This is a genomic window from Streptomyces sp. NPDC093085 (genome assembly GCF_040683935.1).
GTDB lineage: Bacteria > Actinomycetota > Actinomycetes > Streptomycetales > Streptomycetaceae > Streptomyces.
On sequence record NZ_JBFBFB010000004.1, the window covers coordinates 200,235 to 225,926 of the forward strand.

The window sequence follows — 25,692 nt, forward strand, 5'->3', positions numbered from 1 at the left end:
GGTCCCACGGTACGTTCCGCCCCCGGTCCCCCGTGGCCCCGGACTTTTGTCCTAAGCCCTGGGGGCCCCTCGCGAAATCCGACCTCTCACGGAGTAATCTCCCACCTGAGAAGACGATCACGAGGAAGGACCGCTCCATGCTCTCCCGCCTGTTTGCGCCCAAGGTGAAGGTCAGCGCCCACTGCGACCTGCCCTGCGGCGTGTACGACCCCGCCCAGGCCCGCATCGAGGCCGAGTCCGTCAAGGCCGTCCAGGAAAAGATGGGCGCCAACGACGACGCGCACTTCCAGGCCCGCGCCACCGTCATCAAGGAGCAGCGCGCCGAGCTGGCCAAGCACCACGTCTCGGTGCTCTGGAGCGACTACTTCAAGCCCCCGCACTTCGAGAAGTACCCGCAGCTCCACCAGCTCGTCAACGACACCCTCAAGGCCCTCTCCGCCGCGAAGGCGTCGACCGACCCGAAGACGGGCGAGAAGGCCCTCGAACTCATCGCCGAGATCGACCGCATCTTCTGGGAGACCAAGAAGGCCTGAACCCGGCCCTTCCCGGCCCGCACCCGTCCCCCGGCCGCCCGACGCGGCGTGCCCGAGGGGGCGGGTGCGGTCTGTTTTCCGGCCGCGCTGTCTCCAGCCGGTCAGGACGGGGGAGTTCGCGCGGGCCGCCGCCCGTGTCAGGTCACCCCATGCCGTACAGGTAGCCCTCGTGCAGGCACGTGCCGAAGAACATCAGGTGGGCCAGGAGCGGCAGGTGGGCCGCCAGCCGGAGGCCGAAGCGGGAGAGGGCGGTGGGCTCCAGGGCGGCGACGGTGCGGGCCTTGAGGGAGTAGCGGAAGCCGAGGATGGCGAAGAGCGCGCTCACGAGGAGGAACGGGCCGCCGATCCCCAGGGACAGGAAGGACGGCAGGATCATGGCGTACGCCCAGACCAGCGGGCGCTGGAGCTTCCAGCCCGGCTGGCGCGTCCCGCCGGGCCGCAGCGCCGCCGGGGCGGAGCCGGGCCCGGAGCCCGGTAGCTTGGTCGCTCCGGGGGACGGCGTGGTCGCCGGGGTGGCCCGGGCGGGCCCGGCCGCGTACGGCGGGTAGCCGTACCCCGGGCGGGCCGGGGCCGCCGGGGGCGGCGGGGCCGCGGGCGGGCGCGCTGCCGGGAACGCCGGGGCGGGGGCCGGGGATACGGGGGCCGAGGCGGGCCGTACCGGGTGCGCCGCCGGCCGTACGGGGACCGGGGCCGCCCCCTCCTGGTCCGGGACGGTCGCCGGGGCCCCGGCGAGGCGTGCCGGGTCGAGGGTCGTGGCGGCCCCGCGCAGGTTCTCCCGTACGCGGACGACCTCGTCCCGCATCGACCTGGCGTCCGGGAAGCGCTCGGCCGGGTCCTTCCGCAGCGCCCGCGCGATCACCGCCTCGACCTCCGCCGGCACCCCGATCCCGCGCGAGGCCAGCGTGGGCACCTCACCCGTCACATGGAGGAAGCCGATGGAGATGTGCGACGCGCCGTCGAACGGAACGTTGCCGCTGACGAGTTGGAAGAGCAGCACACCGACCGCGTACAGGTCGGTCCTGCCGTCGACCGTCAGGCGCCCCTCGAACTGCTCGGGCGACATGTACTGGGGTGTCCCGATCGCACTGCCCGCCATGGTGAGCGCCGTCCGCGCGCCCTCCTGGCCCGGCGCGTCCAGGATCCGGGCGATGCCGAAGTCCATGACCTTGACCGCGCCGCCCTCCGCCACGATGACGTTGGAGGGCTTGATGTCCCGGTGCACGATCCCGGCGGTGTGACTGGCGATCAGCGCGGAGAGCACCTCGGCGGTGAGTTCGAGGGCCCGGTCGAGACCGACCGCGCCGGGGATGCCGCCGGGCCCCACCGAGCGGGCGAGCAGCATGTTGAGCGGGTCGCCGTGGACGAACTCCATGACGAGGTACGGGATCACCTGGCCGTCGGCGAACCGCTCCTCGCCGGTGTCGTGCACCGCGACCACGGAGGCGTGGCTGAGCCGGGCCACCGACTGGGCCTCGCGGCGGAACCGTACCCGGCACTGCTCGTCATGGGCGAGCTCGGTGAGCATGCTCTTGACGGCGACGGTCCGGTTGAGCGCGGTGTCGTGCGCCCGGTGGACGGTGGCCATGCCGCCCTGGCCGACCTGTTCCCCGATCCGGTAGCGCCCGCCGGCCAGCGCCACCCCTGTCCGGATCGGTCCGGTTACGCCCACCATGCCGCGCCGTTCTCCCTCCAGTCACCCGGCCAGTTCACCCGTACCGCCGTCACCTTCAACTGCCGAACGGTGAAAGGCCATACGGGCCAGAGGGTATCCGATCGCGCCCTCACTCCCTGGCGGGCAGTTCCGCCACGGCCGTGATCTCCACGAGCTGCCCGGTGTACCCGAGGCAGGCCACGCCGAGGAGCGTGGAGGCGTGCGGCCCCAGGGTGAGTCCGCCCGCGCGGACCACCTCCCAGACCCGGCTCAGGTCCGCCGGGTCCGAGGTCGCGACGGAGACCGTGGTGGACACGACGTCACCGAGGCCGCATCCGATGGCCTCCAGGGCGCTCTCCAGGTTGGCGAGGACCTGTTCCGTCTGGGCCACGAAGTCCTCCGGGCCGACCAGCTTGCCGTCGCCGTCGAGCGGCACGGCCCCGGCCAGGAACGCCAGTTCCCGCTCCGGCGCCACGACCGCGACATGCGCGTAGTCCGGCGGCGGGAAGAGGCCGGGCACGGTCATCCGGTGGGCCATCTCGCATCGCTCCTCGTATCGCCCCAGGGGTGTCTGCCTGCTGATACGTTCCAGCACCCCGCCCTGCTCAGCGTGATCGCCGCCACTCGTCCCGGCAGAGGGTTTCCCTCTACGCTGCGGGCCGCGGAACCGGCGGGGGAAGGACGGGGAACGGACCATGGGGTTGCGGATACGGGGCGTCGTGCTGCCCGAACGTGTGGAGCGCGTCTTCCGGACCGACGGCGAGGTGCTCCGCGAGGACCCGGCGCCCGGCTCCGGTGAGTTCGCCGTCGACGGCGGCTGGCTGCTGCCCGGCCTGGTCGATGTGCACACCCATCCCGGTACGGAGGGGCTCGCGGATCCGTTCGACGACGCGGTCTTCCGCCGTCACCTCGCCGAGCACCGCGACGCGGGCGTCCTGCTGGTCCGTACGCCCGGAACCGCTGCCCGTGTTCCCGGCTGGACGGCCCACGACCGCGCCCTGCCCCGGGTGCGCTCCGCCGGGCGGTGGCTGGCGACGCCCGGGCGGTTCTTCCCGGGCGTCGGGCGCGACATCGGGGAGGACGGACTCGTCGCCGCCGCCGTGGAGGAGGCGACGGCCGCCGACGGCTGGTGCAAGGTGGTCGGCGACTGGCGGTGGGACGAGCCGGCCGTACCGCTGGAGCTGCTCACCGCGACCGTACGGGCCGTCCACGCGGCCGGCGGCCGGGTCGCCGTGCACTGCCAGACCGCCGAGGGCAGCCGCAACGCCGTGCTCGCCGGGGCGGACAGCCTGGAACACGGGATGCACCTCGACCCGGATCTGCTGGACCGGATGGCCGCGCAGGGCACCGCCCTCGTCCCCACGCTGAGCGTCTTCGCGGCCGGGGCGGACCGGCGGCGGGCCGACGCGCCGTCCGCGCGCCGGGACGACTGGCTCGCCGGCTGGGCGGCGCTGCCCGGCACCGTACGGGCCGCGTACGAGGCGGGGGTCACCGTCCTCGCCGGTACGGACAGCCTGCCCTGCGGGACGGTCGCCGCCGAGTCGTCCTGGCTGGTACGGGCCGGGCTGCCGCCGGAGGCCGCGCTCGGGGCCGCGTCCTGGGCGGCGCGGGAGTGGCTGGGGCTGCCGGGGCTGGTGGACGGGGCCCCGGCGGATGTCGTCGCGTACGACCGGGACCCGGTGGCGCACCCGGAGGTCCTGGCGCACCCGAGCCGGATCGTGCTCAAGGGGCAGGTCGTGCGCTGAACCCTCCGGCCGGGCTCAGGCCGCGCCCGCGTGGAGCAAGGGGCTCTTGTGGCGGGTGAGCCAGCGGCGGTAGTCCGCCGACCGCAGCGCCGCCTCCCGGTACGCCGCCGTCAGATCCGTGAACACCTGTGCGTCCAGGGCGGGTTCGCCGGGGCCCCCGAGCCCGGAGGCCCGCGAGAAGAGCAGCAGCCGTACCGCCAGCGGGTCGTCCCGCAGCGGACGGATCGCCATGTCGTCGCGCGGGCGCGAGGTGGGCTGGCAGGGGGCGACCGCCTCGCCGACCGCGATCAGCGACGCGGCGGTCAGATAATCGCCGTGCAGTACGCGGGGGTTGAGCCCGGCCGCGCCCAGCACCCGGCGCACCCCGTCCCACTCGCCGTCCACCGCGGGGTCGACCATCCACCGGTCCCCGGCGAGATCGGCCAGCTCCACGACGGTGGAGCCGGCCGCCGGATGGTCCCGGGCCATGGAGATGAACTGCGGCTCCCGCTCCACCAGGACGCGCCGGACCAGCCCGTCGGGGACGGTCAGCGGGCACCCCTCCACCTCGTGCACGAACGCCACGTCGAGCTGGCCCGCCGCGACCATCCGCAGCAGCGCGCCCGGCGAGACGTCCATATGGAGCGAGATGTCCGTACCGGGCATCCGCTGGCGCAGCCGGCGCAGCCAGCCGGCGAGCGCGCGGCTGGCGGTGGAGCCGACGCGCAGCCGGGGCCCGGCGCTCCGGTCGGCCGCCGCGCGCGCCTCGGCGACCAGGGTGGCCATCCCGGCGACCAGCGGCCGGGCCCGGCTGAGCACGGAGCGGCCCAGCGGGGTCGGCCGGCAGCCGGTGCGCTCGCGGGCGAAGAGCTCGGCCCCCAGCGCCTTCTCGATCCGGCGCAGTTGGGTGGTGAGGGAGGGCTGGCTCATACCGAGTTCCCGGGCGGCTTTGTGCAGGCTGCCGGTGTCGGCGATGGCGCACAGGGCGCGCAGGTGTCTCACCTCCAGCTCCATGTACCAGAGAGTAGAACGGCCTCCAGGGCCGCACCAGATGGTCAGACCGCCGCAATCACGCCCGATCCGATGAAATACGGCCGCGCCCGTGGTGCGGGTGATGCTCTGGTGCTATCGGCGACTGACATCATCCGCCCCGGGGCGAACTCATCGAGACTCTGCGGTACCCGAAATCCCGTGCACGGACGAGCAGGAAGCAGGAGCCCCCCACATGCGACACCCCAAGTCCGTTCTCTCCGCGGTGTGCACCATCGGCCTCACCCTCACGACGGCCCTCGCCCTCGCCCCCACCGCCTCCGCCGCCGACACCGAGCGCTCCGTCGCCCCCGGCACCGCGCCCGCCGCGACCACGCACGCCGCGTACGCGGGCTCGGCGGAGGAGGCCGCGAACAACAAGGCGTTCTTCGACGCCGTCCTGAAGTCGGTCGCGGAGAAGCGCGCGGCGAACCCCGGCATCCAGGCCGTCACCGTCGTCTACAACGCCTCCGCCGCGCCGACCTTCGCCAGTCAGATAGCGGCGAGCACCTCGATCTGGAACAGCGCCGTCTCCAATGTGAAGCTCCAGGCCGGCACCAGCGGCGTCGACTTCACCTACCGGGAGGGCAACGACTCGCGCGGCTCTTACGCCAGCACCAACGGCCACGGTTCCGGCTATATCTTCCTCGACTACGCGCAGAACCAGCAGTACAACTCGACGCGCGTGACCGCCCACGAGACCGGGCACGTCCTCGGCCTCCCCGACCACTACTCGGGCCCGTGCAGTGAGCTGATGTCCGGCGGCGGCCCCGGCACCTCCTGCCAGAACGCCCAGCCGAACGCCGCCGAGCGGGCCAGGGTCGAGACCCTGTGGGCGAACGGCCTCGCCGCCGCGCTGGCCAAGCTCTCCTGACCGCACCCCGCACCGCACGGGAAGGGGCGTCCACCGCAAGCCACCCCCCACGGGACGCCCCTTCCCGTGTTCCTCCCACGGACTCGACGCGCCGTACGGGCTTTGCGCGCCGTACAGGCCTTACGCGCCGCCCGGGGTTCGCGGGCCGTACGGGCTTTGCGGGCCGTACGGGTCCTGCGCGCCGCCCGGCGGGACGCCCCGGCCGCCGGTCAGGACGCGCCCACCAGCGGCCGGTCCGACAGCTCCGTGTCGGTCGGGAGCTGGCGCTTGATCCGGCCCAGCGCCTCCTCGAAGCCGGCCCCGGCTATCCCCGACGCGTACGCCGTCCCGCCGCAGTGCAGGGTCAGGCTCAGCTCGGCCCGGCCGGCCGGGCCCTCGCCGTCCCGCTCGCCGAGCGCGAGCAGGCAGCTCAAGGTGGCCTGTTCGACCGCGCCGTCGGAGTTGACGGGCAGCGGGATGTCCCACTCCATGACGCAGGAGGACAGCTTCGCGCCCGCGTCCTTGCCCACCGCTTCGAGTACGGCGAAATCCGCCCCTTCGTACTCGACCCCCCTGATCTGGGTCCGTACCTGACGCCCACCCGCGGTGAGAGTGATCGCTTCCGCACCCTGGCGGTCCCGGTACCAGCCCGCCCATGTATCCGTCGACTCCGCTGTCATGGCGCGGACTGTAGCGGTAGCCCAACTTCCGCCGCACCGCGGGGAGTCGCCCCGGTGCGTAGTTCCTGACGAGTGCTCCGTTTTCGCGCGCCCGTACGGGCCCGTACGGCCCCCTCCCGGTGGCGAAATCGCTCGCGCCGCCCCGCCGGCCCCGCCGCCCGGACCAGCGGGTTCCGCCGTACGTGACCAACGCGACCCGGGTCGGGACCGGCTGCCCGACTGGACCGGTCACCTCGCGGGGCCGGAGGTGGGGACCCCCGGCCGCCGCTCGGGGCCATAGCGGCTTTCCGGCCAATTCTCAGCGGGGACGCGGCTCGCGCCACATCGGCCACATGTGCGGCCCGTCCGGGAGGTCGACCGTGGTGCCGGTGAACCGGAAGCCGAGCCGTTCGTAGAGCCGCCTGCTCCGCGCGCTGCTCGCCTCCAGATACGCGGGCACCCCGTCCCGGTCGCACCGCTCCAGCACCGATTCGATCAGCCGCCGTCCGAGGCCGCGCCCCTGGTGCTCCGGGGAGACCGCGATCATCAGCAGATACTCGTGCGCCCGGTCGTGCGGGTGTACGGCACCGGTCAGCCGCCCGACCAGCTCGGCCCGTTCGTTCTCCGGGTCGGCGATCTCCCGCATCCGGGCCGGGGTGTCGTCCTCCTCCTCGGGGATCCCGGCCGGCTCCTGGAGCCAGAGCGCCATGCCCGTGCCGTCCTCCAGCAGCTCCACCCGGCCCTCCGTCAGCGCGGCGTCCGCGAAGACACCGAAGAAGAGCCCGCACACCTTGCGGCGGTGGTCCGCCTCGGGGAAGACCCACCGGGTCACCGGGTCGGCCTCGAACGCCTCCTCCAGCAGCCGGATCAGCGTCGGCCGGTCGGCCGCATCCCCCCGTCTGATGGCGACACCCCCGCCGCCCCCGCCCGTACCGTCCGTGGTGCCCGTGCTGTCCAGGTTGTTCACGCTCACGTTCCGGTCCTCCAGATACGGCGTCAACTCGACGCCCAGATCTTAGAGTTGACCCATACGCGGAACGTAAGCGGGCCGCACCCGTCAGCGACTGCGGCGGGTGACGAACTCCGCGAGCGCCAGCAGATCGCCCGCGGCGCCATGGTCGGGGACGGCCCGGGAGAGCTGCTGCACGGCCCGGGACATCCGCTCGGCCGCCTCGTGCTGCGCCCAGTCGCGGCCCCCGGCCCGTTCCACGGCGTCGGCGGCGCGCCGTACCCCCTCCGCGTCCAGCGGCCGGCGGTACAGCTCGGCCAGCTCCCCGGCGGCGGGGGTACCGGAGACCAGCGCCGCGACGACCGGCAGCGACTTCTTGTGGGCGGCCAGATCGGCGCCGGCCGGCTTCCCCGTACGGTCGGGGTCGCCCCAGATCCCGATCAGGTCGTCGATGAGCTGGAAGGCGAGCCCCGCCTCCCGGCCGAAGGCGTCCATGGCCCGCGCCTGCTCGGGCCCCGCCCCCGCGTAGAGCGCGCCCACCGCGCACGAGGTGCCCAGCAGCGCCCCGGTCTTGGCGGTCGCCATGGCCAGGCACTCGTCCAGGGTCACCTCCCCCGGGTCGCGGGACTCCAGGGCGCAGTCCGCCTGCTGGCCCCCGCACAGCTCCATCACACAGCTCGCCAGATGTGCCGAGGCGGCGGCCGAGGCCGGGTGCGGGTCCTCCGCGAGGAGGCGCAGCGCGAGGGCGAGGACGGCGTCGCCCGTCAGGATGGCGTCCGGGGCCCCGAAGACCGTCCACGCGGTGGCCCGGTGGCGCCGTACCGGGTCCTCGTCGATCACATCGTCATGGAGCAGGGTGAAGTTGTGGGCCAGCTCGACGGCGACCGCCGCCCGGACGGCGGTGCCGGGATCCCCGCCGAAGGCCCTGGTCGCGGCGAGCACCAGCGCGGGCCTGATCGCCTTGCCGGCCCGCGCGGCGCCTCCCGGGGACGGGGTGCCGTCGGCCCCGGCCCAGCCGAAGTGGTAGAGCCCGACGCCGCGTATCGGGGTGGGCAGCGACTCGACGGCGGAGCGGAGCGCGGGATCGACCGCGGTACGGGTGCGCTCCAGGAAGGCCACGGCCTCGTGCCCTTCGGTGGCGGCACCGTTGCTGGTCATGGTCACGGGTCAACTTCCTCTGACGGCAGGGCGGAACGACGGGGAACGGCGCGGGGCGCCGGGGCGCCCGGGGCCGGCCGGCCCCGGGCGCCGGCCGCTCACCGCCAGCGGCCCACCTCCACGTTCTCCAGCACCCCGAGCGCGTCGGGCACCAGGACGGCCGCCGAGTAGTACGCCGTGACCAGGTACGAGATGATCGCCTGCTCGTCGATGCCCATGAAGCGGACCGACATGCTCGGCTCGATCTCGTCCGGGATCCCGGTCTGGTGCAGGCCGATGACGCCCTGCTCGGTCTCGCCGGTACGCATACAGATGATCGAGGAGGTCCGGGCGGAGGAGACGGGGATCTTGTTGCACGGGAAGATCGGCACCCCGCGCCAGGCCGGCACATGGGTCCCGGCGACCTCGACGGTGTCCGGGTAGAGCCCGCGCTTGCTGCACTCACGGCCGAAGGCGGCGATGGCCCGGGGGTGGGCCAGGAAGAGCTTCGAGCCCCGGCGGCGCGAGAGCAGTTCGTCCATGTCGTCCGGGCCGGGCACCCCGTCGTGGGGCTGGAGGCGCTGCCCGTAGTCGCAGTTGTTGAGCAGACCGAACTCGGGGTTGTTGATCAGCTCGTGCTCCTGGCGCTCCCGGAGCGCCTCGACCGTGAGCCGCAACTGCTGCTCGGTCTGGTTCATCGGCTGGTTGTAGAGGTCGGCGACCCTGCTGTGCACCTTCAGCACGGTCTGCGCGACGCTCAGTTCGTACTCGCGCGGGGCCCCCTCGTAATCCACGTAGGTGTGCGGGACGACGGCTTCCCCGACATGCCCGGCGGAGAGGTCGATGGCGGCCTCGCCGTACTTGTTGGTCTCGTGCTCCGGGGTCGCGCTCCACTCCTCCAAGTGGGTGCGGAGCGAGTCCTCGCGCTCCGCCAGGTTCCGTACGTCCTGCCGGGTCAGCACGAGCACCGTGCACTTCGTCGCGGCGCGCGCGGTGAACTCCCAGGTGGCCTCCCCGTCCACCAGGGCCTGCTCGCCGAAGTAGGAGCCGTCGGCGAGCACACCGAGCTCCGTCTCGTCCCCGTAAGGACCCGTGCCGGTCTTCTCCACCCGGCCGTGTGCCAGCAGGAAGACCTCGTCCGCCGCGTCGCCGGAGGCCGCGAGCACCTGGCCGGGCTCGAAGTGGCGCTGCTCGCACCGGCGCGCCAGCTCGGCCAGCACCTCCTCGTCCCCGTATGTGCGCAGGGCGGGCAGCTCGCCCAGCTCGGCGGGGATGACGGAGACCCGGTCGCCGGTCTGCACGAAAGTGACCCGCCCGTCCCCCACCGCGTAGCTGAGCCGGCGGTTCACCCGGTAGGTGCCGCCCTGCACCTGGACCCACGGCAGCATCCGCAGCAGCCACCGCGAGGTGATCTCCTGCATCTGCGGCGCCGACTTGGTGGTGGTCGCCAGGTTCCGAGCGGCGTCCGTCCCAAGACTCTGCTGGGGCGGCTGCACCGCGCGGACCTCGTCACCAACCGAAACCGACATGAAGTCTTCCTCTCACGCATTCGATCTTGTATCGACCTGCGAGGAAAATGGTTCCATCACGGTGCGCTTTTGCGCCATTACACAAACGAGTGGGACTGAACCGCGCGAAACGGGGCAGGGCACGAAGAAATTCACCCCGACGGCGCATCGCGAGGGCCGCTGGAGACCACCGGAGCCCGCCCGAACCCCTCCGGAGCCCGCCCGACGCGCCGGTCCGGACCGGCCGGGAGCGGCCGAGACCGGCCAGAACCCCGGCCCCCGCCCGGTCACTCCGCGCCGTCCTCCCGGTACGCCGCCGCCTCCTCCAGGTCGAGCCGGCGCAGCAGCGTCCGCAGCATCTCGTCGTCGATGCGCCGCCGGTCGCGCAGCGCCACGAAGACGGCGCGCTCCGCCTCGATCATCTCGCGGGAGAGCCGCCGGTAGGTCTCGTCGGCCGACTCCCCGGTGATCTCGTTGACCGCGCCGAGCCGTTCCCACACCGCGTTGCGGCGCCGCTCCAGCACCGTACGGAGGCGTTCGGCGAGCGGCTGCGGCAGCGCGTTGCGCTCGTCCGCCAGCAACTCGTCCAGCCGCCGTTCCGCCGCCGCGGACGCCTCGCTCTGCGCCTGCGCCTCGGCGAGCGTCTCGCGCTGCGGGTCGCGGCCCGGCAGCGGCAGCATCCGGATCAGCGGCGGCAGTGTGAGTCCCTGGACGACCAGGGTGCCGATGACGGTGGTGAACGCCAGGAACAGGACGAGATTGCGCCCGGGGAACGGTGTGTCGTCCTGGGTCACGGCCGGGATGGAGAAGGCGATGGCGAGCGAGACCACACCGCGCATCCCCGCCCACCCCACGATGAGCGGCGCGGTCCACGTCGTGTCGGGCTCCCGCTCCCGGATCCGCGCGGAGAGCCTGCGGGGCAGGAACGTCGCCGGGTACACCCAGAGGAACCGTACGGCGACCACGGCGGCGAAGACCCCGAGCGCGTAGAGCGCCGCCTCGCCGACCCCGTACTCGCCGAGCCCCCGGACCACCACCGGCAGTTGGAGCCCGATGAGCGCGAACACCGCCGACTCCAGGACGAACGCGACCATCTTCCACACCGCGGCCTCCTGGAGCCGGGTCGCGAAGTCCACCTGCCAGGAGTGGTGTCCGAGGTGGAGTGCCACCACCACGACGGCGAGCACGCCGGAGGCGCCGACCTGTTCGGCCGCCGTGTACGCGACGAACGGGATGAGCAGCGAGAGTGTGTTCTGGAGCAGCGCCTCGGTGAGGTGGGTGCGGAGCCACTGGAGTGGGAGCATCAGGACGAGTCCGACACCGACACCGCCCAGCGCGGCGAGCGCGAACTCGCGCACCCCGCCGGCCCAGCTCGCGCCCGCGCCGACGGCGGCGGCGAGCGCCACCTTGAAGGCGGTGATGGCCGTCGCGTCGTTGAGCAGGGACTCACCCTGGAGGATGGTGGTGATCCGGCCGGGGAGCCCCAGTCTGCGGGCGATGGCGGTGGCGGCCACCGCGTCGGGCGGCGCCACGACCGCGCCCAGGACCAGCGCGGTGGTCAGCGGCAGACCGGGGACGAGGAGATAGGTGAGCCACCCCACCGCGACGGTCGCGAACAGGACGTATCCGACCGAGAGCATCGCCACGGGGCGGATGTTGGCCCGCAGGTCGAGGTAGGAGCTGTCCACGGCGGCGGTGTAGAGCAGCGGCGGCAGGATCAGCGGCAGCACGATGTGCGGGTCCAGTGTGTACTCCGGCACACCGGGCACGTACGAGGCGCCGAGACCGGCGGCGACCAGCAGCAGTGGCGCGGCCACCGGTGTCCTGCGGGCGGCCCCGGCGATCGCGGCGCTGGCCGCCACCAGCGCGATCAGCGGCAGTACGTCCATTCCCGGCTCCCTCCGCACCCGGCCCGGGCGCCGCGCCGCGCGGCCCCGCCCGTCCCCGTCCTACCGTCGTCAAGTCGCCCTGCCGCTTCATCCATCCCGGAAACCCTGTGACATCCGGAACCCCGTGACATCCGGAACCCTGCGGCATACGGAACCCTGCGAACCCTGCGGCATACGGAACCCTTGCGACATCCGTCCCGGATACGTCCCGGCCGCGCACCGGTCGTGTCACCGTGCCCGGCGCCGTGCCGCCCGGCCGTGTGCGGGCGGGTGTGTTCGGCGCGAACACGACGACCGGCCCGGTGGGAACGGTTCGACCGTGTGGTGACTGGGTACGTCAACCCTCCTCCGGTTCTTCTCAATTGGATGCCGCAGACCCCTAGCCACTTTCCGTGGTCATATGCTTACCATGAGTGACGGCATCGGATGGGGGTCCCGGCGACACGGCACTATGGATCGCGATAGCGTCGCCCCCCAGACCGGCTACGTAATGACACGTACCGCAAGGCTCCTCGACACGCCCTGTCGGGAGCCCCGAAGAGCTTGTGCCACCTTGGAGGTGAGGGTGTCCCAGATCGCAGGCGAGCCCGGGACCCAGGACTTCGTGGAAGTCCGGCTGCCCGCTGCGGGTGCCTACCTGTCTGTGCTGCGTACGGCCACGGCCGGCCTCGCGGCGCGCTTGGACTTCACCCTCGACGAGATCGAGGACCTCCGCATCGCGGTGGACGAAGCCTGCGCGATCCTGCTCCAGCAGGCCGTCCCCGGCTCCGTTCTCAGTTGCGTCTTCCGGCTTGTCGAGGACTCGCTCGAAGTGACCGTCTCGGCCCCCACCACCGACGGGCGCGCCCCGGAGCGCGACACGTTCGCGTGGACGGTGCTCTCCGCGCTCGCCGGCAAGGTCGAGTCGACGGTGTCCGAGGACCGTACGGTCACCATCAGCCTCTACAAACAGCGCGGCGCGGGACCCGGGCCGGCGTGAGGAGCGGGGACGGTCCGGTGCGCGACGAGGGGCGCATCCCACCAGAGCCGCGGGGAGGGCACGAGGCTCCTGCGGAGCCGGTGCTCGCCCCCGCGGGCATCCCCGAGCAGCAGGCCCGTCCCCATCCGGAGGACGGACTCGACGGCCAGACGACCGCGGCTGACCAGCCGCGGGCAGAGCGGGTGCGGGCAGAGCGGGCGGCCTATATGAGCGAGCAGCACAGCGAGCCGGAGCGCGAGCGGGAGACCGCTTCGCGGGGCGACGCGCGGCAGGACCCACATGACCGCAGCGGTGCGCGGGCCATGTTCATCGCGCTGCGCTCCCTGCCGGACGGTTCGCCGGAGAAGGCGGATCTACGGAATCAGCTCGTCCGGATGCATCTGCCGCTGGTCGAGCATCTCGCGCGGCGGTTCCGCAACCGCGGGGAGCCGCTGGACGACCTGACCCAGGTCGCCACCATCGGCCTGATCAAGTCGGTGGACCGGTTCGACCCGGAGCGCGGGGTCGAGTTCTCGACGTACGCGACGCCGACGGTCGTCGGGGAGATCAAGCGGCACTTCCGGGACAAGGGCTGGGCGGTACGGGTACCGCGCCGCCTCCAGGAGCTGCGCCTCGCCCTGACCACCGCCACGGCCGAGCTGTCGCAGCAGCACGGCAGGTCGCCGACGGTGCACGAACTGGCCGAGCGGCTGGCCATCTCGGAGGAGGAGGTCCTGGAGGGCCTGGAGTCCGCCAACGCCTACTCCACACTCTCCCTGGACGTCCCGGACACGGACGACGAGTCCCCGGCGGTCGCGGACACACTGGGCGCGGAGGACGAGGCCCTGGAGGGCGTCGAGTACCGGGAGTCGCTCAAGCCACTGCTGGAGGACCTGCCGCCCCGGGAGAAGCGGATCCTGCTGCTCCGGTTCTTCGGCAACATGACGCAGTCACAGATCGCGCAGGAGGTCGGCATCTCGCAGATGCACGTCTCCCGGCTGCTGGCGCGCACACTGGCGCAGTTGCGCGAACGCCTGCTCGTCGAGGAGTAGCCCCCGGGCAAGGGGACACGGCGCCCGAAGGGGCGGGCTGACCGGAGGTGCTGGAGCGCGGTGGGCGCGTGGTGGGTCAGGGCGCGTCGTCGGGGCCCGGGCCCCGGATGCCCAGGGCCTCGGTGGTCGTCGGGTTGACGAGCAGGACGAGCCCGGTCACGGCGAGGGCCGCCAGGACGATCCCGGCGGGGATCCCGGCGCCGTCCGAGGTGAGCAGGGTGTACGCCACGGGCAGCGCGATGATCTGCGTGATCATCGCGGGCCCCCGGCTCCAGCTCCGGCGCAGCAGCAGCCCGCGCGCGGCGAGCAGCGGGATCACCCCGAGGGCGATCAGGGTCAGGCCGCCCATCTCGGCCTGCTGCGGGGAGTCCGGGCGCCCGAGCAACCCCATCACCAGCAGATATCCCCCGCCGGTGAAGAGCGCCAGGGCTTCCACGGCGCTGACGGCTGCGGCCCCGGTCAGCCGGGCGGGGCGCGGCCCCGGCTCGGCGGTGGACGCGGGGTCGGGGGCTGCGGGGTCCGGACGTGTCGCTCTGCTCACCCTGGCAGGGTAGCCGCCCCGGGTACGGCGCCACCGCCCCGCCCGCGCATCGCCGCCGTACCGCTGAGGGAGCGCCGAGGGAGCATCGCCGCCGCACCGCCGGAACCCGCGCGCCGTACCGCGGGGGCGCGTCGCACCGTACGTCCGGAACCCGTCGCGCCGTACCCCCGGCAACCCGGCACCGTACCCCCGGGGCCCGGCGCCGTGCCTGTGACGCCCGAGGGCGACCGGCCGGCACCCGGCCGGTAATCTGCTGGGCATGCGCGCACTTCTCGTGGTCAATCCGGCAGCAACCACCACCAGTGCCCGCACCCGTGACGTACTCATCCACGCGCTCGCCAGCGAGATGAAGCTGGAGGCGGTGACGACCGAGTACCGGGGGCACGCCCGGGACCTGGGCCGGCGGGCCGCCGACTCGGACGACGTCGAACTGGTCGTGGCGCTGGGCGGGGACGGCACCGTCAACGAGGTCGTCAACGGCCTGCTGCACGGCGGCCCGGACCCGGACCGGCTGCCGCGCCTCGCGGTCGTCCCCGGCGGCTCCACCAATGTGTTCGCCCGCGCGCTCGGACTCCCCAACGACGCGGTGGAGGCGACCGGCGCGATCCTCCAGGCGCTGGAGGAGAAGAGCGAACGCACGGTCGGACTCGGCCTCGCCGCCGGGACGCCGGGCACGGAGGACGAGTCGGTGCCGGCGCGCTGGTTCACGTTCAACGCGGGGTTCGGCTTCGACGCGGGGGTCGTCGGGCGCGTGGAACAACACCGGGAACGGGGAAAACGTTCGACGCACGCACTCTACGTACGACAAGTGATACGCCAGTTCCTGGAGGAACCGCACCGCAGACACGGAATGATCACTTTGGAGCGGCCCGGTGAGGATCCGGTCACAGATCTCGTTCTGGCGATAATCTGCAACACCGCTCCTTACACTTATCTCGGGAATCGGCCGCTGTACTCGTCGCCCACCGCGTCCTTCGATTTGGCACTGGACGTCCTCGGACTGACCAGGATGTCGACCCCGGCGGCGGCCCTGCACGGCACCCAGCTGCTGACCTCCACCCCTGACCGGGGGCCTCATGGGCGCCATGCGGTGTCCCTGCACGACCTGACCGACTTCACCTTGCATTCGAAGGCGCCTCTCCCCTTCCAGATGGACGGCGACCATCTCGGAGTGCGTACGAGCGTGACGTTCACAGGCGTTCGCCGTGCACTGCGTGTGATTGTGTGAGTGGAAGACCTAAAACTCCTTTCAGTCGAACGTTTAGGCTGCCATCCACCCCATGGAAGTACGGCTGTGACCTAGTCGACACCGAGGAATCAAAAAAAACTTTCCAGAAGGGGTTGTATCCGCCGCCGAGGTTTGCGAATCTCTACATGGCGCTCGGGACGGCCCGCTTCACCGGCCTCCCTGAGAGCCAGAACCCCTCCTCGAAGCAAGGACCCCGTCGGTTCCCCCGGCGGTCGACCCTTCCCTTGTCGAGGGATTCGTGAAAGCGTTCACATTCACAAGCAACCTGCACGACATACGACATACCAAGAGAGGTAGCAGCCATGGACTGGCGTCACAACGCCGTTTGCCGCGAGGAAGACCCCGAGCTGTTCTTCCCCATCGGCAACACCGGTCCTGCGCTGCTGCAGATCGAGGAAGCCAAGGCCGTCTGCCGTCGCTGCCCCGTCATGGAGCAGTGCCTGCAGTGGGCGCTTGAGTCCGGCCAGGACTCCGGCGTCTGGGGTGGACTCAGCGAGGACGAGCGCCGCGCGATGAAGCGTCGCGCCGCTCGCAACCGGGCGCGCAACGCGACCGCCTGAACCACCCTGGTAACAGCCTCAGCCGGCGGAGCGTACAGCGCGTACGCATAGCCCCGCCCCCGAAACGCAGCGCGCAGTACCCCCCGATGCGCATCGCACAGCGAGATTCGACCGAGCCCCGGACCGTAGAACGGTCCGGGGCTCGACGCTTGTCGTCGGTACGTTCGTACGCGGCGGGGCCGGCCCCCGCGCGAGTACGGCGCCGACCCCCGCCCCTCCTGCTTCTGCTACTTCTGCGGCTCCACGGGGATGTCGAGCAGCACCCGCGTGCCCCGCACCGGCGCCGGCACCATGTCGAACGTGCCGCCCAACTCGCCCTCCACCAGCGTCCGGACGATCTGGAGCCCGAGGTTCCCGGCCTGCTTCGGGTCGAACCCCTCGGGCAGCCCGCGCCCGTCGTCCTGAATCGTGATCATCAGCCGGACATCGGAAGCGTCCGGCCCCCCGGGCCCGCCGCCGGGGCCGTACCCCGGCCCGCCCCGCCCGGAACGCGCCCCTCCGTTCCGCCGCTTCCCTCTCCCCTTCCCCGGCGCGCCCCCGCTCCGTACGGCGGAGACGTCCACCCGGCCCTCCTCCCCCGGCGCGAAGGCGTGCTCCAGCGCGTTCTGGAGGATTTCGGTGAGCACCATGGAGAGCGGGGTGGCCACCTCGGCGTCGAGGATGCCGAACCGTCCGGTGCGGCGGCAGAGGACCTTGCCCGGCGAGATCTCCGCCACCATGGCCAGCACCCGGTCGGCGATCTCGTCGAACTCGACCCGCTCGTCCAGATTCTGAGACAGCGTCTCGTGGACGATCGCGATCGAACCGACGCGCCGTACCGCCTCGTTGAGCGCCTCGCGGCCCCGTACCGAGTCCATCCGGCGGGCCTGGAGGCGCAGCAGCGCGGCGACCGTCTGGAGGTTGTTCTTCACCCGGTGGTGGATCTCCCGGATGGTGGCGTCCTTGGTGATCAACTCCCGTTCGCGGCGGCGGAGTTCCGTCACGTCCCGGAGGAGGACCAGGGAGCCGATCCGGGTGCCCTTGGGCTTGAGCGGGATGGTACGGAGCTGGATGACCCCGCCGTCCCCCTCGACCTCGGTCTCCCGGGGCGCGTAGCCGCTGGCGAGTTTGACCATGGCCTCGTCGACCGGGCCCCGGGCCGGGGCGAGGGCGTCGGTGGCCTGGCCGAGGTGCTGTCCCACCAGGTCGGACGCGAGTCCCAACCGGTGATACGCGGAGAGGGCGTTGGGGCTGGCGTACTGGACCACCCCGTCGGCGTCGAGCCGGATCAGCCCGTCCCCGACCCGGGGCGAGGCGTCCATGTCGACCTGCTGGCCCGGGAAGGGAAACGTTCCCGCCGCGATCATCTGGGCCAGGTCGGAGGCGGACTGGAGGTAGCTCAGCTCCAGCCGGCTCGGGGTGCGGACGGTGAGCAGGTTGGTGTTGCGGGCGATGACCCCGAGGACCCGCCCCTCGCGCCGTACGGGGATCGACTCGACCCGTACGGGTACTTCCTCACGCCACTCGGGGTCACCCTCCCGGACGATCCGGCCCTCGTCGAGCGCGGCGTCCAGCAGGGGGCGCCGGCCGCGCGGCACCAGGTGGCCGACCATGTCGTCCTGGTAGGAGGTGGGCCCGGTGTTGGGGCGCATCTGGGCGACGGAGACATAGCGGGTGCCGTCCCGGGTGGGGACCCAGAGGACCAGGTCGGCGAAGGAGAGGTCGGAGAGGAGCTGCCACTCCGAGACCAGCAGATGGAGCCACTCCAGGTCGGATTCCCCGAGGGCGGTGTGCTGGCGTACGAGTTCGTTCATGGAGGGCACACCAGCGAGCGTACCCGTGGAACGGATCAGTGCGGTCCGCGGTCTGTACTGGAGGGTAGGCGAGAATTAGGCTCTGCGTAGGCGTCACGGGCATGGACACCCAGGAATGGTCTAGTCCAGAATGGCGCTACAGACTTCCGCCCTCTCGCACAAGGGGGCGGAGCGAGGTACCGGCGCTCTCTGCCCTGACTGCGGCGGAACCTCTCCCCACGGCCGCCGGGACCGCACGCCTGTCGGCCGTTGCAACTCCGGGCTGCGGTGCCGTACGGGTTGAGGGTCCCGTCGCGGCGCCGCGGCCCGCGGGTGTCTCAGGGCTTTCCCCGACAGGGTGCCCCTGACACAGAAGCCCGCCCCACTCTCGACTCGGCTCAACTCGGCTCGACTCAAGTCGACTCGGCTCGACCCGGTCCAACTCGGCTCGGCTCGGCTCGGCTCAACTCGACTCCGGGGTCTTGGCCATGGTCCGGGGCGCGTCCGGGTCGTACCCCCGGGCGACGGAGATCTCGTACGCCAGCAGATGGAGCGGGAGGATCTCCAGGACCGGCTGCAACTCCTCCCCCACCCCCTCCACCGGCAGGACGAACCCGGCCGAGGCCCGCCGTACCTCGTCCGCCGGACCCACGACACAGAGGTCGGCGCCCCGGCCGCGCAGCCGGTCGAGCACCGGGCGCAGCGCCTCGCCGCCGGGGCCCTCGGGGACGACGGCGAGCACCGGCGAGAGGTTGTCGATCATCGCGAGCGGGCCGTGCAGCAGGTCGGCGCCGGAGTAGGCGAGGGCGGGGAGGTAGCTGGTCTCCATGAACTTGAGCGCGGCCTCCTGGGCGGTGGGGTAGCCGTAACCGCGCGAGATCGCCACCATCCGGGGGGCGAAGCGGTAGCGGGTGGCGAGCGCCCGGACCTCCTCGCGGCGGGCCAGGATCTCGTCGGCGAGCTCAGGCAGCAGACCCGCCGCCCCGGCCCCGTCCACACCCCCCAGCCCCTCGCTGAAGAGATAGAGCGCGAGCAGGGAGGCGGTGTACGACTTAGTGGCCGGAAGCGCCCGTTCCGAGCCGGCCAGGACGTCGATGTGGAACTCGGCGACGGCGGCGAGCGCGGAGTCGGGGTTGTTCGTCACGGCGAGCGTGATCGCGCCGGCCTCGCGGGCCGCCCAGGTGGCGGCGACCAGGTCCGGGGAGCCGCCCCACTGGCTGACGCTGATGAAGAGGACCCCGGTGAGGTCGGGGCGGGCGCCGTACGCCGTGATGGTGGACATGGAGGTGAGCCCGCAGGGCAGTTCGCGCCGGATCTCCAGCAGATACTTCGCGTAGAGGGCCGCGTGGTCGGAGGTGCCGCGCGCGGTGAGCAGCACGAAGCGGGGCTCGCGCGCCGCGACGGCCTCGGCCACCTCACGGATCCGGTCGGCCCCGTCGGCGAGGAGCCGCCGCAGCACGGCGGGCTGGTCCAGCACCTCGGCGGACATGACGCACCCCGAGGACTCGCTCGGCCCGGCAGGGAACGCGGCAGCCATGCGGGAGCCTCCCGTCACCGACATCCTCCCCGCCCACCCAGTCGACCACGCCCCCGCCCCCACCCGCCACCGGGCACACCCCACAAGCCCCACCCTTGTCACCCCCTTGACACCCGGACCTCTCCCCCGCCGCCAGACACCCGAACACCCCCTCTCCCTCCCTCTCTCCCCTCCCCTCCCTTCCCCGGGCATCTTCGAAGTCCAGCCCTGGACCGCCCACCCCTCTGCTAGAATTGGTCTATACCACATTCCGGCCCCATCCCCGGATCCGCCCCCACCAGACATCAGCCTCACCTCACCAGATCGGCAGGCCCCAGCGTGGAAGTGGTCATCGTCCAGGACGCCGCCGAGGGCGGCGCGCTCATCGCCGACAGCATCGCCGCACTGCTGCGCCGCAAGCCGGACGCCCTGCTCGGGGTGGCCACCGGCTCCACCCCGCTCCCCGTCTACCAGGCCCTGGCCGACCGGGTGCGGTCGGGCGCGGTGGATGTCTCGGCGGCGCGGATAGCCCAGCTCGACGAGTACGTGGGGCTGCCCGCGGGCCACCCCGAGTCGTACCGTTCCGTCGTCCTGCGCGAGGTGGTCGAGCCGCTGGGCCTGGACCCGAGCGCCTTCCTCGGCCCGGACGGCACCGCCACCGACATCCAGGCGGCGTGCGAGGCGTACGACCGGGCGCTGGCCGAGGCGGGCGGCGTGGACCTCCAGCTCCTGGGGATCGGCACGGACGGCCACATCGGCTTCAACGAGCCCTGCTCCTCCCTCGCCTCCCGTACCCGCATCAAGACCCTGACCCGCCAGACCCGCGAGGACAACGCCCGCTTCTTCGCCACCCCCGACGAGGTCCCCCACCACGTCATCACCCAGGGCATCGGCACCATCCTGGAGGCCCGCCACCTCATCCTCCTCGCCACCGGCGAGGGCAAGGCGGACGCGGTGGCCCAGGCGGTGGAAGGCCCGGTGGCCGCCCTGGTCCCCGCCTCGGCCCTGCAACTCCACCCGCACGCGACAGTGGTGGCCGACGAGGCCGCCGCCTCCCGCCTCAAACTGGCCGACTACTTCCGCGCCACGTACGCCTCGAAGCCGGACTGGCAGTCCATCTGACGGGCTCCCTGACACATCCCCGCCGGCTCCGCCGCACGTCAGAGCCCCTGCCGGACCCCCCGGACGACGTCCCGAATCCCCATTGACAACCCTTCGCGATGAACTGTTAACCCTGCGAAGTTGTGAGTTACCTGTGAGGGATGGGGCGGGGATCCATAAGCGGTGTGTGGGGAATTCGTGATGCCCGGAGGGGGAGGCGCGGTCGCGGCCACCCCTCCGGCAGGGCACTCGCAGCCGGGCTCACCGTACTGCTGGCGGCGGTCCTGGCCCCCCTGAGTACCCTCCCCACCGCCGCACGGCCATCATCCGGACACTCCGCCACCGCACCGACCACCGCACCGACCGCAGCGCCGGCCCCCGACACCGGGCAGGACTCGGCCGGGGTTCCGGCGGAGGCCACCACGGACGGTGCGCTCGCCGAGGCGAAACGCTCCGGCAGGCCCGTCGAAGTCGCCTCCCTCCGGAGCGAGCACAGCGATGTGTTCGCCACCCCCGACGGCGCGCTGGAGGCGCGGGAGTATCTGCGCCCTGTCCGGGCCCGGGTCGACGGTGCGTGGCAGGACATCGACACCGAGCTGGCCACGGCTTCGGACGGCACGGTCGCCCCGAAGGTCTCCACCGTGGAGCTCCGCTTCTCCTCGGGCGGTTCCGAGCCGCTCGTACGGATGGCCAAGGCCGGGCGCGAGGTCGCACTCTCCTGGCCGGACCCGCTGCCGGCGCCGGAGCTGAACGGTGCGACGGCCACGTACCGGGACGTGCTCCCGGGCGTCGATCTGCGGATGGGGGCGCAGGAGGACGGGTTCACGCAACTGCTCGTCGTGAAGACGGCGGAGGCGGCGGCGAGCGAGCGCCTCGCCACCCTGCGGCTCGGGCTCGCGACGGCGGGGGTGGACGTACAGGAGACCTCCGAGGGTGGTCTGGAGGCGGTCGACCAGGGCGCGCTGGGTGCCGTGTTCGAGGCGCCGGAGCCGCTGATGTGGGACTCCAGCACCCCGGCCGGTGACGGCACGGGAACAGTCGCCCGGCAGCGGACGGCCGGCGAGGCGGCGCCCGGGGCGGAGGGCCGGGCGCCGGGCGAGGCGGCGGGCGAATCCGAGGGCCGGGCCCGGGAGCCCGGCGCGGGCGAGTCGGGCAGGCTGGCCGCCGTCGGCGTGACCGTACCGACGGCGGGCGACGCCCTGGTGCTGACCCCGGACGCGGAGCTGCTGTCGGGCGGGGACACGGTGTACCCGGTCTTCATCGATCCGCAGTGGTACTCGCCGAGGGCGTCGGCCTGGACGATGGCGTCGAAGTACTGGGCCTCGTCGCCGCAGTGGAAGTTCAACGGTGAAGCGGACGCGGGGATGGGGTTCTGCAACTGGTCGTACTGTCAGCCCAACGACACCAAGCGGCTCTTCTACCGGATCCCGACTTCGAAGTTCGCGGGGAAGACGGTGTTGTCGGCCGAGTTCGTGGTGCGCAACACCTGGTCGGCGTCGTGCGACAAGCGCAGCGTGGAGTTGTGGCGTACGAAGGACATCTCGTCCTCGACGACCTGGAACTCCCAGAACGCCTCCGGCTTCTGGATCAAGCAGCTCAGGTCGGAGTCCTTCGCGTACGGCTATGACGGCTGCTCCGCGAAGGACGCGGAGTTCGACGTGAAGTCCGCCGTGCAGGAGGCCGCGAACGGCAAGTGGTCCACGATGACATTCGGGCTGCGGGCGGGCAGCGAGGCGGACGGGTACGGCTGGAAGCGCTTCTCCGACAAGGCGTATCTGCGGGTCCGCTACAACCGCCCGCCCCCGCAGATCAAGATGTCGCAGCTCTCGATGGAGTACGGCGGGACGTGCAAGAAGCCGGCGAACGCGGCCAAGGTGCGCACCCTGGGCAAGATCTACGCGAACAAGGTGACCGACCCGGACGGCGACAACGTCTCCGTACAGTTCCAGGCGTCCTGGGACACCGGGGACGGCAAGGGGATGGTGGCCCGCTGGAGCCCCGCCCGCACCACGGCGAAGAAGTCGGGGTCGAGCTTCTCGGTCGCCCTGCCGTCGTCGATCCCGAAGAACAAGCAGGTGGCCTGGTACGTGCGTTCGTACGACGGGGCGCAGTACTCCCCCTGGTCGACCGCCGGGTCCCCGACGGGGTGCTACTTCGTATACGACACGAGCGTGCCCAAGGCCCCGGCCATCGCTTCCGGGGAGTACCCCGCCTCCGATCCGGAGGACCCTGAGGACCCGTGGTCGGACGGGGTCGGCAAGTACGGCTCGTTCGAGCTGAAGGCCGCGGACAGTGACGTGGTCGCGTACTGGTTCGGGATCAACACCGACCCGTCGTCGAAGAACAAGGTGACCACCACGGGCGGGGCGGCGCGGACCGCCCGGGTCCTTCCCTCGGAGCCTGGGCTGAACTTCGTCACGGCGCAGGCCTTCGACGCCGCGGGGAACGGCAGCGAGATCCGTACGTACCAGTACCGCGTCAAGGCGGGCCAGCCCGAGCGGGCGGCCTGGAACCTCGACGACCCGGCGGGCGCCACCGCGGCCGAGGGGACGGCCGGTGCTCGCGTCGCCGAGCTGCGCGGCGGGGCGACCCCGGGAGTGGCGGGCGCGATCGGCACGGCGGTCTCGTTCGACGGGGTCGACGACTACGCGCAGACGGACATCCCCACCGTGGCCACCGAGAGCGGCTTCTCCGCGGCGGCCTGGGTGAAGCTGTCCAGGATGCCGGAGGCGGCGGCGATCATCGCCACCCAGCCGGGGAACCACAGCCCGGGCTTCGAGCTGTACTACTCCAAGGCGTACGACCGCTGGGTCTTCAACCAGTACCTCGCCGATACCGCCGACTCGAATGCGGTACGGGTGATGGCGGCGGCCCCGGGCGACGCGCGGGCCGGGGTGTGGACGCACCTCGCCGGTACGTACAGCCAGACCGACGGCGAGCTGAAACTGTATGTCCAGGGCAAACTGGTCGGCACGACTCCGTACACCACGCCCTGGGACGCGCGCCGTGGTCTCCAGATCGGCGCGGGCTCGTACAGCGGCCGGCCCGCCTCGTTCTTCCCCGGGACCATCGACGACGTACGGATCTACGACAAGCCGCTCACGGCGACCGAGGTCACCCGCCTGTACAACAAGCAGCCCATCGGAACAGGCCGCCCGGCCCGCGCGGTCTTCCCCCTCGACGAACCCGCCGACGCCACCCGCGTCACCGGCCGCGCCGATGTCCACCCGGCCGTCCTCAAGGGCGGCGCCACTCCGGGGCGCCCCGGTATGAGCGGCGGGTCGCTGACGCTGGACGGCAAGGACGACTACGCCGTCGCCGCGGCCCCGCACATCAACAACCGGCGCAGCTTCACGGTCTCGGCCTGGGCGAAACTCTCCAGGACCAAGCCCGGCCACGCCGCGATCATCGCCACCCAGGCGGGCACCCACAAGTCCGGCTTCGAGCTGTACTACTCCAGCGCCTACGACCGCTGGGTCTTCAACCAGTACATCTCCGACACCCCCGACTCCAACGCAATCCGCGCCATGCAGCCCGAGGGAAAGACCGCGCAGGGCGGCGAATGGACCCACCTGGTAGGCGTCCACGACACCGTCGCCAAGCAACTGACCCTGTACGTCAACGGCGTCGAGGCAGGCCAGGCGGCAGTCCCCCAGACCTGGTACGCGGGCGGCCCGGTCCAACTCGGCGCCGGTTCCTACGAGGGCACGCCGGATTCGTTCTTCCCCGGCCAGATAGACGAGGTGAAGATCTTCGACCGGCCGGTCTCGGCGGACGAGGTACGGCAGTTGTTCCGGCAGAGTCCGGTGGTCAAGGGGCGCTGGACCTTTGAGCAGCAGTCCGGGAGCATCACACCGGATTCCTCCGAGGAGCGCAACGACCTGACCCTCGGCGGCGGTGCCCTAACCGGGTCGGGCTGGGTCGACGGCGGACTCGTCCTGGACGGTGTCGATGACTACGCGACCACGGCTTCGGTGCCCGTGGACACCGGCACCAGCTTCACCGTCACCGCCTGGGCGCAGGCGGCGGCGCCACCGAAGTCCGGAGCGGCCCTGTTCAGTGTGGCCGGCGCACAGAAAAACGCCTTCTCCCTCCGTTATCTGCCAAGTGCCACACCGGATACGGATGCCGGGCGATGGCGCATCTCCATGGCCGACCAGGATGCTTCTTCCGCGGTATCCACCGAGGTCGAGAACGGGCAGTTCTACGGCCCCACCGACTGGACGCATCTGGCGGTGGTCTACGACGGGTTCACCAAGGAACTACGGCTCTACGTCAACGGTGAACTGGAAGAAGTCGCCTGTTCGGACGAGGACGGGAGCGGGGAGACCAGCGGCTGCGCGGACCGGGTCTCCTGGGCGGACGACGTGCTGTCGTTCAAGGCGAACCAGCCTCTCCAGATGGGCCGTCTCAAGAACGGCTCCGCCTGGGGGGAGTTCTGGCCCGGGGCTCTCTCCGACGTATGGGCGTTCCAGGGCACATTGACGGACGCGCAGATCAGCCAGCTCGCTGTCGGTGCCCCCGGAATGGCTACGGAAGTACCCGCCGGCTGACCAGTGGAACGGGTAGGGGGCGTGACTGCCCATGCCCGAGACAGAACTTTTCCCTTCGCTGAGCAACTTCCGCTCCGCCTTGCGCGACGCCTGTCGCCGGGTGGCAGTAGTGAGAGGTCGAAAAAGAAGAATGAACGGCAGAAATGGGCCACGGTTCCGTGCTCTGCGGCGCCGTGTCGCCCTCGCTTCCTCGGTCGTCATGGTCGCGACGCTCCTCCAGGGGGTGTTCCAACCGGCCGTCGCCGTGGCCGAAGAGGGGATCGAGGGGGTCGGTCTCCCCCGGTCGGAAGGGGTTGTGCCGGGCAGCCCTGGCGCGGTGAAGCCGCGCGCGGTAATGAAGGGGCCACGGACCCCTGCGGAGCGTCCCGACGACGCGTGGCCGACGGCTGCTTCCGCTCGGGTCCGGCTGCCCGACCCGGCAGTGCGTGACCTTCGGGCGGGCGCGGTGGCAGCCCCTG

Annotated in this window: 20 protein-coding genes; 9 read left to right on the forward strand and 11 right to left on the reverse strand. The window is 72.0% G+C overall.

The window, feature by feature from the left end; translation table 11 throughout:
• Nucleotides 1-137: 137 nt before the first annotated feature.
• The gene (sodN, locus tag AB0O07_RS14620; protein ID WP_365631998.1) at nucleotides 138-533 is read left to right on the forward strand and encodes a superoxide dismutase, Ni; all 396 of its coding nucleotides are present in this window, start codon (nucleotides 138-140) and stop codon (nucleotides 531-533) included.
• A gap of 142 nt (nucleotides 534-675) precedes the next feature.
• Here sodN and AB0O07_RS14625 read toward each other — a convergent pair whose 3' ends face one another.
• Together AB0O07_RS14625 and AB0O07_RS14630 are read right to left on the reverse strand one after the other, a co-directional pair.
• Nucleotides 676-2,205: a protein kinase gene (locus AB0O07_RS14625; RefSeq protein WP_365632001.1), complete on the reverse strand. Its 1,530-nt coding sequence runs from the start codon at nucleotides 2,203-2,205 to the stop codon at nucleotides 676-678.
• Between the two features lie 109 nt (nucleotides 2,206-2,314).
• Nucleotides 2,315-2,722, reverse strand: a complete 408-nt coding sequence (locus AB0O07_RS14630; protein WP_365632004.1) for a RidA family protein — start codon at nucleotides 2,720-2,722, stop codon at nucleotides 2,315-2,317.
• Nucleotides 2,723-2,879: 157 nt separating this feature from the next.
• Here AB0O07_RS14630 and AB0O07_RS14635 point away from each other — a divergent pair, with 157 nt between their 5' ends.
• Entirely contained in the window at nucleotides 2,880-3,929 is a 1,050-nt protein-coding gene (locus tag AB0O07_RS14635) for an amidohydrolase family protein (RefSeq protein WP_365632007.1), read from the forward strand.
• 15 nt (nucleotides 3,930-3,944) lie between these two features.
• Here the strand turns inward: AB0O07_RS14635 and AB0O07_RS14640 are convergent, their stop codons facing one another.
• The gene (locus AB0O07_RS14640) at nucleotides 3,945-4,922 is read right to left on the reverse strand and encodes a LysR family transcriptional regulator (protein WP_365632010.1); all 978 of its coding nucleotides are present in this window, start codon (nucleotides 4,920-4,922) and stop codon (nucleotides 3,945-3,947) included.
• Nucleotides 4,923-5,133: 211 nt separating this feature from the next.
• Here AB0O07_RS14640 and snpA point away from each other — a divergent pair, with 211 nt between their 5' ends.
• The gene (gene snpA, locus AB0O07_RS14645; RefSeq protein WP_365632013.1) at nucleotides 5,134-5,811 is read left to right on the forward strand and encodes a snapalysin; all 678 of its coding nucleotides are present in this window, start codon (nucleotides 5,134-5,136) and stop codon (nucleotides 5,809-5,811) included.
• A gap of 209 nt (nucleotides 5,812-6,020) precedes the next feature.
• Here snpA and AB0O07_RS14650 read toward each other — a convergent pair whose 3' ends face one another.
• The 5 genes from AB0O07_RS14650 to AB0O07_RS14670 all read right to left on the reverse strand — a co-directional run bounded on the left by AB0O07_RS14650 (nucleotide 6,021) and on the right by AB0O07_RS14670 (nucleotide 11,932).
• The gene (locus tag AB0O07_RS14650; protein ID WP_365632016.1) at nucleotides 6,021-6,470 is read right to left on the reverse strand and encodes a DUF6304 family protein; all 450 of its coding nucleotides are present in this window, start codon (nucleotides 6,468-6,470) and stop codon (nucleotides 6,021-6,023) included.
• Between the two features lie 298 nt (nucleotides 6,471-6,768).
• Nucleotides 6,769-7,320, reverse strand: a complete 552-nt coding sequence (locus tag AB0O07_RS14655) for a GNAT family N-acetyltransferase (protein ID WP_365633027.1) — start codon at nucleotides 7,318-7,320, stop codon at nucleotides 6,769-6,771.
• A gap of 186 nt (nucleotides 7,321-7,506) precedes the next feature.
• Entirely contained in the window at nucleotides 7,507-8,556 is a 1,050-nt protein-coding gene (locus AB0O07_RS14660) for a family 2 encapsulin nanocompartment cargo protein polyprenyl transferase (RefSeq protein WP_365633030.1), read from the reverse strand.
• A gap of 98 nt (nucleotides 8,557-8,654) precedes the next feature.
• Nucleotides 8,655-10,064 carry a family 2B encapsulin nanocompartment shell protein gene (locus AB0O07_RS14665; RefSeq protein ID WP_365632018.1) on the reverse strand — a complete coding sequence of 470 codons (1,410 nt, stop codon included), beginning with the start codon at nucleotides 10,062-10,064 and terminating at the stop codon, nucleotides 8,655-8,657.
• 266 nt (nucleotides 10,065-10,330) lie between these two features.
• Nucleotides 10,331-11,932, reverse strand: coding sequence for a Na+/H+ antiporter (locus AB0O07_RS14670; RefSeq protein WP_365632021.1), 1,602 nt, complete (start codon nucleotides 11,930-11,932; stop codon nucleotides 10,331-10,333).
• A gap of 565 nt (nucleotides 11,933-12,497) precedes the next feature.
• Between AB0O07_RS14670 and AB0O07_RS14675 the strand changes: the two genes are divergently transcribed.
• Together AB0O07_RS14675 and AB0O07_RS14680 are read left to right on the forward strand one after the other, a co-directional pair.
• On the forward strand, nucleotides 12,498-12,911 hold the full coding sequence (locus AB0O07_RS14675; protein WP_365632024.1) for an anti-sigma regulatory factor: 414 nt from the start codon (nucleotides 12,498-12,500) through the stop codon (nucleotides 12,909-12,911).
• Nucleotides 12,912-12,946: 35 nt separating this feature from the next.
• Nucleotides 12,947-13,942, forward strand: coding sequence for an RNA polymerase sigma factor SigF (locus AB0O07_RS14680; RefSeq protein ID WP_365633033.1), 996 nt, complete (start codon nucleotides 12,947-12,949; stop codon nucleotides 13,940-13,942).
• A gap of 76 nt (nucleotides 13,943-14,018) precedes the next feature.
• Here the strand turns inward: AB0O07_RS14680 and AB0O07_RS14685 are convergent, their stop codons facing one another.
• Nucleotides 14,019-14,483 carry a hypothetical protein gene (locus AB0O07_RS14685; RefSeq protein ID WP_365632026.1) on the reverse strand — a complete coding sequence of 155 codons (465 nt, stop codon included), beginning with the start codon at nucleotides 14,481-14,483 and terminating at the stop codon, nucleotides 14,019-14,021.
• Nucleotides 14,484-14,742: 259 nt separating this feature from the next.
• Between AB0O07_RS14685 and AB0O07_RS14690 the strand changes: the two genes are divergently transcribed.
• Both AB0O07_RS14690 and AB0O07_RS14695 read left to right on the forward strand, forming a co-directional pair.
• Complete coding sequence (locus AB0O07_RS14690; RefSeq protein ID WP_365632029.1) at nucleotides 14,743-15,711, forward strand: diacylglycerol kinase family protein; 969 nt, start codon at nucleotides 14,743-14,745, stop codon at nucleotides 15,709-15,711.
• Nucleotides 15,712-16,034: 323 nt separating this feature from the next.
• Entirely contained in the window at nucleotides 16,035-16,292 is a 258-nt protein-coding gene (locus AB0O07_RS14695; protein WP_004937597.1) for a WhiB family transcriptional regulator, read from the forward strand.
• A gap of 227 nt (nucleotides 16,293-16,519) precedes the next feature.
• On the opposite strand, the gene AB0O07_RS14700 is transcribed toward AB0O07_RS14695, so the two are convergent.
• Complete coding sequence (locus tag AB0O07_RS14700) at nucleotides 16,520-18,085, reverse strand: PAS domain-containing sensor histidine kinase (RefSeq protein WP_365633036.1); 1,566 nt, start codon at nucleotides 18,083-18,085, stop codon at nucleotides 16,520-16,522.
• Between the two features lie 442 nt (nucleotides 18,086-18,527).
• Nucleotides 18,528-19,601, reverse strand: a complete 1,074-nt coding sequence (locus AB0O07_RS14705; protein WP_365632032.1) for an SIS domain-containing protein — start codon at nucleotides 19,599-19,601, stop codon at nucleotides 18,528-18,530.
• Between the two features lie 318 nt (nucleotides 19,602-19,919).
• Between AB0O07_RS14705 and nagB the strand changes: the two genes are divergently transcribed.
• Together nagB and AB0O07_RS14715 are read left to right on the forward strand one after the other, a co-directional pair.
• Nucleotides 19,920-20,702: a glucosamine-6-phosphate deaminase gene (gene nagB, locus AB0O07_RS14710; RefSeq protein ID WP_365632035.1), complete on the forward strand. Its 783-nt coding sequence runs from the start codon at nucleotides 19,920-19,922 to the stop codon at nucleotides 20,700-20,702.
• A 164-nt stretch (nucleotides 20,703-20,866) separates the two neighbouring features.
• Nucleotides 20,867-25,234: a LamG-like jellyroll fold domain-containing protein gene (locus tag AB0O07_RS14715; RefSeq protein WP_365632038.1), complete on the forward strand. Its 4,368-nt coding sequence runs from the start codon at nucleotides 20,867-20,869 to the stop codon at nucleotides 25,232-25,234.
• Nucleotides 25,235-25,692: the final 458 nt, after the last annotated feature.

Excerpts from the sequence above, each read along its gene's own strand:
- sodN (WP_365631998.1), top strand. The coding sequence starts at position 138 with ATGCTCTCCCGCCTGTTTGCGCCCAAGGTGAAGGTCAGCGCCCACTGC.
- AB0O07_RS14625 (WP_365632001.1), bottom strand. The coding sequence starts at position 2,205 with ATGGTGGGCGTAACCGGACCGATCCGGACAGGGGTGGCGCTGGCCGGC.
- AB0O07_RS14630 (WP_365632004.1), bottom strand. The coding sequence starts at position 2,722 with ATGGCCCACCGGATGACCGTGCCCGGCCTCTTCCCGCCGCCGGACTAC.
- AB0O07_RS14635 (WP_365632007.1), top strand. The coding sequence starts at position 2,880 with ATGGGGTTGCGGATACGGGGCGTCGTGCTGCCCGAACGTGTGGAGCGC.
- AB0O07_RS14640 (WP_365632010.1), bottom strand. The coding sequence starts at position 4,922 with ATGGAGCTGGAGGTGAGACACCTGCGCGCCCTGTGCGCCATCGCCGAC.
- snpA (WP_365632013.1), top strand. The coding sequence starts at position 5,134 with ATGCGACACCCCAAGTCCGTTCTCTCCGCGGTGTGCACCATCGGCCTC.
- AB0O07_RS14650 (WP_365632016.1), bottom strand. The coding sequence starts at position 6,470 with ATGACAGCGGAGTCGACGGATACATGGGCGGGCTGGTACCGGGACCGC.
- AB0O07_RS14660 (WP_365633030.1), bottom strand. The coding sequence starts at position 8,556 with ATGACCAGCAACGGTGCCGCCACCGAAGGGCACGAGGCCGTGGCCTTC.
- AB0O07_RS14665 (WP_365632018.1), bottom strand. The coding sequence starts at position 10,064 with ATGTCGGTTTCGGTTGGTGACGAGGTCCGCGCGGTGCAGCCGCCCCAG.
- AB0O07_RS14670 (WP_365632021.1), bottom strand. The coding sequence starts at position 11,932 with ATGGACGTACTGCCGCTGATCGCGCTGGTGGCGGCCAGCGCCGCGATC.
- AB0O07_RS14690 (WP_365632029.1), top strand. The coding sequence starts at position 14,743 with ATGCGCGCACTTCTCGTGGTCAATCCGGCAGCAACCACCACCAGTGCC.
- AB0O07_RS14695 (WP_004937597.1), top strand. The coding sequence starts at position 16,035 with ATGGACTGGCGTCACAACGCCGTTTGCCGCGAGGAAGACCCCGAGCTG.
- AB0O07_RS14700 (WP_365633036.1), bottom strand. The coding sequence starts at position 18,085 with ATGAACGAACTCGTACGCCAGCACACCGCCCTCGGGGAATCCGACCTG.
- AB0O07_RS14705 (WP_365632032.1), bottom strand. The coding sequence starts at position 19,601 with ATGGCTGCCGCGTTCCCTGCCGGGCCGAGCGAGTCCTCGGGGTGCGTC.